Origin of the sequence: Streptomyces sp. NPDC001868 (genome assembly GCF_040297125.1) — a bacterium.
Lineage (GTDB): Bacteria > Actinomycetota > Actinomycetes > Streptomycetales > Streptomycetaceae > Streptomyces.
This window is the reverse complement of the sequence record NZ_JBEOYO010000038.1, coordinates 81,088-91,833: the sequence shown is the minus strand read 5'-3', so window position 1 is coordinate 91,833 and position 10,746 is coordinate 81,088. Positions and strand designations below refer to the sequence as shown.

Sequence of the window (10,746 nt, the reverse complement as noted above, 5' to 3'; positions counted from 1 at the left end):
CCCGCCGGCGGCCACTCCGCCCTCTGCCCTCACAGCCCTCCAGGCTCGGGTTCGAGCCCTGAGCAGCGACTCCAGCGCATGATCAAGACAACGTGCTAATGATCGGCAAGCCCTTAGGCCAGGCCGCTTGCGGCATATGAGAATGTCATTCGCATGGCCGAGTCCTGGATCTTCAGCGATGGCACCGTCCCAGCGTCGCCCGCTGCGGCGCTGGCGGTGCTTCGAGAGCGGATCGATGCCGGGCAGCTAGAAACATGGCTGACCAGTTCGCACGGTCGTTCTCTGGCCGTCATCACCAACGCCAAGCGCGCGATGGTGATGCTGCTTGATGACGAAGCCGATCCCGGCGAGCACGCCGTCACACCGCAAGCAGCCGGCCAGAGCAAGGGCTTCATCCTGGCCAACGGCCAGCACGACGAGTACCTCGACGAGGACACAGTGCCGCTGCCCGACGCACTGCGGATCGTCGACCACATCCTCACGGCAGGCGCGCCACCTGGCGACACAACGTGGTCGGTCGACAGATAGAAGACGGCATCACCTGGGGAATTACGTGACCGCAGCCGTGGGGAATTACGCGATCGTCCACACCTCGTCCTGGTCGAACAGGGAGAGCTGGGCTCCGGGGTGCGGCCGTTCCCGGCGCACGATGATGCGGGTGCCGGCGGGATAGCCGTCCAGGTCGACCCATGCCGGTCAGCTCGGCTACCTCGGCCCCGGCACGCACTGTCCCGTCCTGGTCCAGGGCAGGATGCCAGAGACGGTCCGGGATGGCTCGGACAGCGCACCGGACCGGCTCGGTGATGGCGTATCCGACCGAGAAGAAGGTACGGATTCCTCGTTTGCGCAGGTCGCGGACGTGAGCGAGGAAGGCTATCGCGGATCCGGCGCTGTCGGTGCGGATGAGGAGGTCGGTGCCGTGCCGGTGGGCATCGGGGATTTGCGCGAGTGCCTGGTCGAGCACCGTGATGTGGTCGCTCGCGGTGTTGGCACCGGCATTCCCGGGACGCAGCCGGCCGGACAGTGCCTCGCCGGTGTTGGCCAGGAAGCACAGCAGCGGGTGGAACCCGAATCCGCCCTTGTAGGTCGGTGCGGCCTGCGCTTTCTCTGAGTGGCAGGCGATCAGCGTGGCATCGAGGTCCAGGACCAGACCGGGCAGCGAGCGCCCCGCGGCCCGGGCTGCGGGGATGCCCTCACCGTGTTCAGCGGCCTGCAGCCAGGCGACTTCCCTGGCCTGGGCACGAGCAGAAGCCAGCGAGGCCAGGGCGGTCTCGTCGACGTCGGCGAGCAACCGCCAGGCCGTCGGTGCCGAGACGATCGGGCCGAACACCCCTGCCTGGTCCCGCAGGACGGCCAGGTCCGCAATGGCCTCACCGCCGTCGGCGAGCATCACCGCCAGGTCGGTGGCGATCCGGCCCGGGTCATGTCCCGTCCCGCGCGGCCGAAGCGGTCTGAGCGCGGCGGAGTACGCGGCGGTCAGCCCGGTGGCATCGGCGAGATCCGTCAGCAACCTTGCTCCGGCATGACCGACCACCCCCGAACCATCCGTGCTGACATGGATCTTGGGACGTAACCCGATACCCTGCACGTAGAAAGTGCCCTCCGCCTGGACCGACAGAACCCCTCAGCAAGCTTCATCGTCCCAGGTCAGGAAGGCACTTTCGCGTTTCCGCCGCAACAGCCGCCGTACCCAAGTGAAACGGCGAGGTTAGCACTGTGGGCAGGGCCCGGCACCGAGCAGATTCAGGCTACGTAGTACACGGTCGGGCTGTTGACCGCGTAGTGGTACGTGTTGTCGCACTTGTAGACGGTGACGCGGGTATACGCGCTCTGAGATCGGTTCGGCAGCGCGTCCACTTTCTTTCGCACCGGCCCGTACCGGCCCTGGCCGGTGAGTGTCTTGATTCCGGAGTCGTACGTCACGTTGCCGTTCAGGTAGATCTGGTGCCGGTACTTGCACCGGGCGAAGTCCGGGGCGACGTTGAAGTAGAAGTCACTGGATATGTAGTTGGACGCGTAGCTGATGCACGATCCGAGGGTCGGGCTGACGCTGAGCGGTGTGCATCCGCCACCGCTGGCGGCCTGGGCCGGCTGCCCGCCTACCACCATGCCGGTTGCCAGCACTGCCGTCATGACGCCGCCGGTCACGAGCTTCTTGATTCCTCGCACCATTTCCTCCTGTCGAAGACGCACCCGGCCGAAATACCGGGTGCAGTGCGGATCCCGGGCGATGGGGCCCTGTTGGTCGCATCACGACCAGCAGGGCCCTTCCCCCCCCGATGAGCGGTCCCCCGGACTGCTCACGCCACTGATTTCAGCGGCTGGCCTATTGATTGGCAGGGCCGTTGTGGCGGCCAATCATTGGCCGGGCGGGATGTTCCGGGCCGGGTTGCGGAGGTGCGAGAGTGGGGTGTCTGGTCTGGTGCGGGGGCGGCTGGCGAGGGGGCGGGTGTGGCGGGGCGTCGTGAGGTGCCGGTGGATCCGGGGGCGGGGCCGGTGCAGCGGTTCGCGTTCGAGTTGCGCAAGCTGCGGGCGGAGGCGGGCGGCCTCACTTATCGGGCGATGGCCGAGCGGGCCGGCTACTCGGACACGACCCTGTCGCAGGCGGCGGCGGGCGGGCAGCTGCCCACGCTGGCAGTGACCCTGGCCTACGTGACGGCATGCGGGGGCAATGCGGCGGAGTGGGAAGCCCGGTGGAAACAGGCAACCGACGACGCCGCTGGCGTGGAGGAAGACGGCGAGGCGGCGGATCCGCCGTACCGGGGGCTGACGCGGTTCGAGACCGGCGACAGCGGCCTGTTCTTCGGCCGGGACAAGCTCACCGCCGACCTGCTCGATCTGCTGCGCCGCCAGCGGTTCGCCGCGGTGTTCGGCGCGTCCGGCTGTGGGAAGTCCTCCCTGCTGCGCGCGGGCCTGGTTCCCGCCCTCCAGCATGCCCAGGATGCGGGCCTGCGGCCGGCCGTGATCCGGATCCTGACCCCTGGCGACCACCCGGCCCGGACCCACGCCCCTCTCCTCGACGCGGGTGGAAGCGGCAACGGCGCCGCGGACAGGTTCGTCATCGTCGACCAGTTCGAGGAGGTCTACACCCTCTGCCACGACGCAGCGGAACGGGCCCGCTTCATCGACCTCCTGCTCGCCGCCCGGCAGCCGGCGAGCGGGTTACGTGTGCTGCTTGCGGTGCGCGCCGACTTCTACGGACGGTGCGCCGAACACCGTGACCTGGCCGCCTCGCTGCTCGACGCCAACCTGCTGGTCGGCCCGATGAGCCCGACCGAACTGCGTGAGGCCATCGTCAGACCGGCCACTGCCGCTGGTCTGACCGTGGAGCGCGCTTTGACCTCCCGGATCGTCGACGAGACCTCCGACGAGCCGGGCGGCCTGCCACTGATGTCGCACGCCCTGTTGGAGACCTGGCGCCGCCGCCGCGGGCGCGCCCTGACCCTCACCGCCTACGAAGCGACCGGTGGCGTACGTGGCGCCCTCGCACGCACCGCAGAACACCTCTACACCCAACTGGCCCCGGAACAGGCGGCACTCGCCCGCCGCATGCTGCTGCGCCTGATCACTCCCGGTGAAGGAGCCTCGGACACCCGCCGGCCCGCCCCCCGCGCCGAACTCGTCGGCGACAGCGCGGCGGAGGCCGGCGTGGTGCTCGACCGGCTGGCCCGGGCCCGCCTCGTCACCTTGGACGACGACACCGTCGACCTCGCGCACGAGGCCCTCATCACCGCCTGGCCCCGGCTGCGTACGTGGATCGAAGAGGACCGCGAGTTCCTGCGTCAGCACCGCCGTCTCACCGAGGCCGCCACAGCCTGGCGGGAACTCGGCCACGATCCCGGGGCGCTGTACCGCGGCACCCGCCTCGCGAGTGCCGCGGAGGCCTTCACCACCCCACCCGCCCAGGCCCATCTCACCGCGCTGGAACGGGCCTTCCTCACCGCGAGTGCCGACGCCCGCGACCACGAACTCGCGACGGCCGCCCGTGCCACCCGGCGCCTGCGCCTTCTCGTCGCCGGCCTATCGTTACTGACCGTTCTGGCCCTGACCGCCGCCTCGATCGCCTACGGGCAGCGCCAAACCGCCGTCGCCTCGCAGCAGGAGGCCCTTACCGCGCAGCGCGAGGCGCTCTCCCGGCAGCTCGCGACGCAGTCCGCCGCACTCTTGGACAAGGACCCGGATCTGGCCTCGTTGCTTGCCGTGCAGGCCTACCGCACCAGCGCCACGCGCGAGGCCGCCACCAGTCTGTACGCAGCGGCGCGCCTGCCGATCCGACGCACGCCCGTCAGAGATCAACGGACTGGGGTCCCCGGCTCGGTGGCGTTCAGCGCGGACGGCAAGGCTCTCGCCGTCGGGGACGAACAGGGCACCGTACGCCTGTGGGACACCACCACCGGCCGCCTGCGCGCCACCCTCACCGGACATGACAAGTCCTGGCTCGCAGTGGCGTTCAGCGCGGACGGCAAGGCTCTCGCCGTCGGGGACGAACAGGGCACCGTATGCCTGTGGGACACCACCACCGGCCGCCTGCGCGCCACCCTCACCGGACACGAGACGCCGCGCCCGTCCGTGGCTCTCAGCCCCGACGGGCGGGTCCTCGCCGTCCGCAGTGGAGAGGGCACCGTGTGGTTGTGGGACACCGCCGCGCGGCGCCTGCGCACCACCCTCACCGTACACAGGGGCTTCCCGCAAGCACTGGCGTTCAGTCCCGACGGCACGACCGTCGCCACCGGCGGCGTCCGCTCGGCTCGGCTGTGGGACACCGCCACGGGCCGCCTGCGCACCACCCTCACCGGGCACAAGAGGCCCGTATCGGCCGTGGCCTTCAGCCCCGACGGAAAGACACTAGCCGTCGGCGCCGACGGTTCCGGCATACGTCTTTGGGAAGTCGCCACCGGACGTGTCCTCACCGCCATAGACCATCGAAGGAGCGTCGCGTCCATGGCGTTCAGCCCGGACGGCAGAACGCTCGCCACCGCCACCGATCTCTCGACGCAGCTGTGGAACACCGGCACCGGCCGCCTGCGCACCACTTTCACCGGACACGACGGAATGGTGATGTCGGTGGCCTTCAGGCCGGACGGCAGAACGCTCGCCACCAACGCGTCGGATGGCACAACCCGGTTGTGGGACACCGACACCGAACGAGCGAGGACGATCCCCACCGGTGAGAAGTGGGGCATATCGTCCATGGCGTTCAGCCCGGACGGAAAGACACTCGCCACCGGAGGCGACCTCTCCGCACAGCTGTGGAACACCGGCACCGGCCGCCTGCGCACCACCCTCGACCAGTGGGGCGTGATGTGTGCGGCGTTCAGCCCTGACGGCCGTGCTCTCGCCACCGCAGCCGCAGACGGCACGGTGCGCCTGTGGGACGTCACCACCGGCCGCCCCCGCATGACCCTCACCGGCCACAAGATGACGGTGCGATCGGTGGCGTTCAGCGCGGACGGAAAAACCCTCGCCACCGGCGGCAACGATCACACCGTACGCCTGTGGGACACCTCCGACGGCCGTCTGCGGGCGACGCTCACCGGTCAGAAAAAGGTCGTGTGGTCCGTCGCCTTCAGCCCCGACGGAAAAACCCTCGCAGCCGGCACCACCAACGGCACGACGCGGCTGTGGGACATCGCCACCGGTCGCCTGCGCACCACCCTCACCGGACACAAGTGGGTCGTGTCGCCCGTTGCGTTCAGCCTCGATGGCAATACCCTCGCCGCCGCCAGCGCTGAGTACAACACGGTCCGGCTGTGGGACGCGAACACCGGCCGTCTCCGCAAGACGCTCACCACCCTTGCCCTGGCCGGGCAGGACCGCACCGGTCTGGCTGCAGCATTCAGCCCGGACCTGGAACACGCGGCCGTCGCCGAGAACGAGACGCTACGAGTACGGGACGCCACAACCGGCGCGGAGATCATGTCCTTCCCCGGCCACAAGACCGCCATCACTTCCGTGGCATTCAGCCCCGACAGCAGCGCTGTCGCAACCGGCACCATGGACGGCACGGTACGCCTGTGGCGCATACGGCTGTTCGACGAGGACTCGGCCATCAGCAAGGTTTGCCTGGCCGTGGGCAGGGATCTCACCGCAGACGAACGAGACGAGTACCTCAAAGGCGGCGCCTCCCACCCGGTGTGCCCACAATGACGGCCCAAGACCGGCCGACTCCCGACGTTCTCCCGCCTGATCGGCACCCCGGCCGCCGCGTGCACGCTCTGGGTGTCGAGCACCACCAGGCTCGGGTCCGCCTTCCGCCGCGCCTTCTCCCGCACCTGCCGGCGCAGCAGGTCGTGGATGGTCTGGTTGGTGCCGTCATCGAGCCACTTGGCGTGTTCGGCGGTATCCCTCGGACATGACGGACGCGGAGTGGGCCGTGGTCCGGCCGCTGCTGCCGGTGGCGGGCTGGATGCGGGGTCGGGGCGGGCAGCCGGAGGCGTACTGCCACCGGGCGATACTCGATCAATGCCACGTAGTTAAGGACGAGTTGGCGGTGTCGAGCATCTCGCGGTGGCAGTACGCCTCCGGACGCCCGCCCTGCTTGAGGAGCCAGGCCGGCACCGGCATCGCGGAGCGGACCTCGGCCCACTCCGCATCCGTCATGTCACTCGGATAGCACCGCGCCCGCTGTCCCGGAGCGATCGAACCGAACCTGTGCACGTAGCAGTCGCACCCAGGAGTGACCGCGGTGGACGCATGCGCAGGGATACTGCTCAACTGATGAGGCAACGGGCTTCCTTGGTCGTGCTGGTGTCGTAACCGCGTCACTACCAAGGCGCCCGTTCTCCCATGCCCGCGACTACACCCGAACCTCCGTCCAGGTGATCACCCGCTGCCGCTCGAACAAGATTCGGTTTGCCACAACGCACTCACTTCAGGTCCAGGGGTGACAGGATCAGCGACCCGTCCTTGGCGCTGTAGAAGTACAGGTCCTGTCCCGGGCTGCCGTCGGCGTGTGGCCGGTTCACCTGGCCGAGGGCAGAGGCGCCCACGCCGAAGAGCGACAGACCGCCGATGCCGGGCGGTGGGACGTGGCACACCGGGTCGACGCCGGTGGCGTCGTCGCGCACGGAGTGGATGTACGCGCTGCCGTCGACGCCGGAGTACCGCACCAGGTACGGCTGGTGGTCGATGTCCAGGGCCGCGACGTGCGTGATGGCGCGTTTCCAGAAGCCGGAACGCGAGGCGAAGGCCATCGTGAAGCCGGTCGGCGCGAGGCGGCGGATCATCACTTCGCCGGTGTGCAGGCGGTAGGTGACGGCGTGCGGCTCGCCACGGAGCGTCATGGCCACCACGGCCGTGTGGCCTCGTCCCCACTGCATCGTGGTGACGGGTACCGGATCGGCGGCGGCACTGTCGAGGCGGAAGAGCACGGCGTCCCCGCTGAGGTAGTCGTAGCCGACGTAGTGCGGCGCGCCGCCGAGGTGGAACGTCACCACGTGGGTGTGCGCGGCGTGTCCGGGCGGCGTGGTGTGGGTGGGACTCAGCGCGGTCGCGAACTCGTTCACGGCGAAGATCGCCTGTGCGCCCGATCCGGCCTGGTGGCCGAGGAAGTGGAGGGTCCTGCCGAGTTCGAAGGGGACCAGCGAGGACCAGCCGGGGCCGATGGACCCCGTGCCCAGGGCGTGGTTGGAGTCCAGGACGGGCGGGGAGCCGTCGGGGCGGCGGGGCAGGCTCGTGTAGCCGTTGGCAGGGGAGATCGCGTAGGCGCCGGTGACCATGTCGTAGGACAGTATGCGCGGGTGACCCGGCGTGGGGTCGAAGGCCTGCACGTGCGTCCAGTACCCCGCGCCGAATGGGGTGGGTTGGCTCAGGACGAGCGTGTGGCGTCCGATGTCCAGACGTGCCCTCATCTCGCACACCCGGCAGAACGGGTCGGTGTTCACGCGCATCCTGCACTCCTGGGACGGGCGGAAGACACCGCAGTCGTGGTAGTACGCGCCCTCGTAGGCGCCGACGGCCCCCGCGGGGATCGGCGGGTCGGGGTCGTCGATGACGCGGTGTTCACGCACGCAGGGCGTGGCGAGCACCGTGGTCGGGACCTGCCACGGCGGCACGGTGAGGAGGTCCGACCACTTGATCGTGACGGCGTTCTTCACCCTGGTGACGTTGGGTGCCTCGGGCTCCGGCGCGAGGGCCGGGATGACGGACACGGGGTCCGTCCGGGTGTTCATGTACGGATACTCGTCGGCGAGTCCGAAGGCCTGGTGCCCTAGTTCGTGGAGGGCCACGTCGGGCCAGGAGGCGCGGTACTTGCTCAACCAGCCCACCCCGCCCTGCATGCATCCGCCGTCGATGTCCGTGTTGTTGACGACGACGAGGAAGTGGCTCACCGAGCGAAGGCCGGGCTGGTCCCGCACGAACTTCATCACCTTGGCGGAGTCGCCGTACAGGGTGCGTTCGATCTGCTTGTTCTCGAAGGTGTCACGGCCGAAGAGGGCGCCGAACGCCGTGCCGAACGGTGAGACGGCGGGCGCGGGTGTGAGCAGCCTGATGGTGTCCCCGCTGTGTGCCGAGGCCGCGCGGACCATCACCACGTTCAGCAGCCGACGCACCTCGGGCCGGGAGAACGGCGCGGTCACGAGCATTCTCTTGACGAACTTCGCCACGTCGGCGTCGAAGAGTCCGTCCTTCAAATCGGCCTGCGTGTATCCCTCGGGCACGACTGCGAGGGTCCAGCCGAGGGCGACTCGGCTCATGTCTCCGAGGACGAACTCGACGACCTTCACGGGGACTCCTTCCGTCGGCGATGTGCCGGACACGCCTAGGCGATGGGCAGGGAGAAGATCTCGGACGCCGGTTCGGTCAGCCTCGCGGGGTCGGGCGGACTGCTGAGCAGCACGACCGAGGCGCCTTCGGGCAGCACCGGTGCCACCAGTTCGAAGGTGCCCCGCGGGTTGTCGAGCGCCACGGTGGAGAGGCCGTCCTCGGGGTGCGGGACCTCCCGGACGACCGCGATCGGCAGATGGCGGCTGCGCCAATAGAGCACCCGGCCCGCGGCGTCGCGGACCTCGTACCAGAAGCCGGAGCGTCCCTGGGGCAAGTCGTCGGGGTCGGCGCCACGCGGAGCGAGCATCCTCAGGTCCTCGCGGGAGACGAACCGGACGACCGGCCCGCCCGCGTCCCAGTCCGCGCTGTCGTAGGAGAACGTCAGGCGCATGGCCCTGGGTTCGGCGGGCGTGGGGTCCGGGCCGGGCGGCGAGCCGGCGAGCGCGGACCAGGTCTCGGGGGTCATGGTGCCGGTGGTGGCGAGGCCGTGGGCCGCCTGGAAGTCGCGTACGGCCGTTGCGGTGGCGGGCCCGTACCTGCCGTCCAGGTCGAGTCGCGGCTCGGCGCCCCGCCGGTTGAGGAGCCGCTGTACGAGGGCCACCGGCGGCCCCGTCATGGGCGGCACCTTGGGGCCGGGTTCCAGCAGGGGGAAGGGGGCGGCCACGGCGAGCGCGAACCAGACGGGCGTGTCGACCACGTCCCCGGGGGTGAGGAGCGGGCCCGAGCGGAACGCCCCTACGGCGGCGAGGGTCAGGACTCCGAAGTTGCCGTCGATGACGAGTGGGGGCTGCGCGGCTCCGACGGTGTTCAGCAGGCACTGGGCCAGCTTGACGTGGCCGTCCACCGCCTGGAGATCGGCCATCTGGGCGAGGATGGGCAGCAGGGCCCAGTCCACGACCTCGGGCAGGGCCGCGTCCCCGACCGGCTCGCCCATGCGTGGGATCACCTGGTGGCGGACGGTGGTCGCCGAGGGAGCGAAAGGCTCGGCGCCCGCGTACTCGATGACGACGACGCTCTCGCCGACCGGCAGCGCGCTCGTCGTGATGGCCGCCCGCCCGTGCTCGTCCGGTTCGGCGGTACCCAGGACGGGGCCGTCCTGGAGGGAGAACGTGACGGTTCCCCCCGGCCCGCCCGCGTCCGGGTCGGTGGGGCGCACGAGCGTGCTGATGGCGACCTCCCGCCCCTCTTCCGAAGGGTTGGGGGACGTGGGCGGGGAGACCGCGTAGCGGCCGGCCGTCGAAGGCGGGAAGGTCACGGTGCCGTCCCGCTCGACGTTGAACCCCCTCTTGAAGGCGCCCTTGGCCGTCTGGGGGACGTAGCCCGGACCGGGCAGGAGGACGAACTCCGCCTCGTGGCTGCTCCGCCGGAAGGGTGGGGGACCCGGACTGCTCGCCCGGATGTTGTGGATCCCCACGAGGTCGCTGTCCGCGGCGGTCGTGTCGATCACCACGGGATATCCGTCCAACACCAGCGTGTTGCCAGCGCCCGAGGCGCATCCCGCGAACTGCGAGCCCACGTAGACGTGCCCGTCCCCGTCGACGCCGTAGTGGAAGTCCGTGACGACCGTCCCGGACTGGAAGCCGTAGAAGTCCGCCGGGAGAACCGTGAGGTCGTTCACGGACGCGCGTGGAAGGAAGTGGTCCGGCCGGGCCAGGCCCAGGGGCAGCAGGTCGTGCGACAGGGCCGTCCCGTCGATGCGGATCCGGCACCCGCGCAGCACCAGCGTGGCGCCCTCGGCCTGGGCGAAACCCGCGAACTCCGGCCCCACCGTGACGCCTCCCGCACGATCCACCCCGTACCGGAAAGGCGGCACGATTCTCGGTCCCGGCTGGAGGCCGTACCCCAGCGCCGGGAGGACCGTCAGCTCGTTCACGGACGTCCGGGGAAGAAAGACGCTCGGCCGGAAGCGGCCGCCGAAGGGCAGTACGTCGTGCGACAGGGCCGTCCCGTCGATGCGGATCGCGTACCCGCGCAGCACCA

Annotated in this window: 6 protein-coding genes and 2 pseudogenes; 3 read left to right on the top strand and 5 right to left on the bottom strand. The window is 70.0% G+C overall.

Annotated features, from left to right (window positions below):
* The first annotated feature begins 153 nt into the window (after positions 1–153).
* Positions 154–528, top strand: a complete 375-nt coding sequence (locus ABT147_RS33335; protein WP_351413184.1) for a hypothetical protein — start codon at positions 154–156, stop codon at positions 526–528.
* 57 nt (positions 529–585) lie between these two features.
* On the opposite strand, the pseudogene ABT147_RS33330 reads toward ABT147_RS33335, so the two are convergent.
* Together ABT147_RS33330 and ABT147_RS33325 are read right to left on the bottom strand one after the other, a co-directional pair.
* Positions 586–1,618 (bottom strand): annotated as a pseudogene (locus tag ABT147_RS33330) (IS1380 family transposase); the annotation flags it as partial.
* 125 nt (positions 1,619–1,743) lie between these two features.
* The gene (locus tag ABT147_RS33325) at positions 1,744–2,172 is read right to left on the bottom strand and encodes a hypothetical protein (protein WP_351413182.1); all 429 of its coding nucleotides are present in this window, start codon (positions 2,170–2,172) and stop codon (positions 1,744–1,746) included.
* A gap of 279 nt (positions 2,173–2,451) precedes the next feature.
* On the opposite strand from ABT147_RS33325, the gene ABT147_RS33320 reads away from it, so the two are divergent.
* Positions 2,452–6,147: an nSTAND1 domain-containing NTPase gene (locus tag ABT147_RS33320; RefSeq protein ID WP_351413180.1), complete on the top strand. Its 3,696-nt coding sequence runs from the start codon at positions 2,452–2,454 to the stop codon at positions 6,145–6,147.
* 41 nt (positions 6,148–6,188) lie between these two features.
* Here the strand turns inward: ABT147_RS33320 and ABT147_RS33315 are convergent.
* Positions 6,189–6,329, bottom strand: a pseudogene (locus tag ABT147_RS33315) (IS5/IS1182 family transposase); the annotation flags it as partial.
* A gap of 23 nt (positions 6,330–6,352) precedes the next feature.
* Here ABT147_RS33315 and ABT147_RS47450 point away from each other — a divergent pair.
* Positions 6,353–6,613, top strand: a complete 261-nt coding sequence (locus tag ABT147_RS47450) for a hypothetical protein (protein WP_502983200.1) — start codon at positions 6,353–6,355, stop codon at positions 6,611–6,613.
* Between the two features lie 253 nt (positions 6,614–6,866).
* Here the strand turns inward: ABT147_RS47450 and ABT147_RS33305 are convergent, their stop codons facing one another.
* Both ABT147_RS33305 and ABT147_RS33300 read right to left on the bottom strand, forming a co-directional pair.
* Positions 6,867–8,726, bottom strand: a complete 1,860-nt coding sequence (locus tag ABT147_RS33305) for a M64 family metallopeptidase (protein WP_351413177.1) — start codon at positions 8,724–8,726, stop codon at positions 6,867–6,869.
* Positions 8,727–8,761: 35 nt separating this feature from the next.
* On the bottom strand, positions 8,762–10,746 hold a 1,985-nt coding region (locus ABT147_RS33300; protein ID WP_351413175.1), incomplete at its 5' end, for a peptidoglycan-binding protein.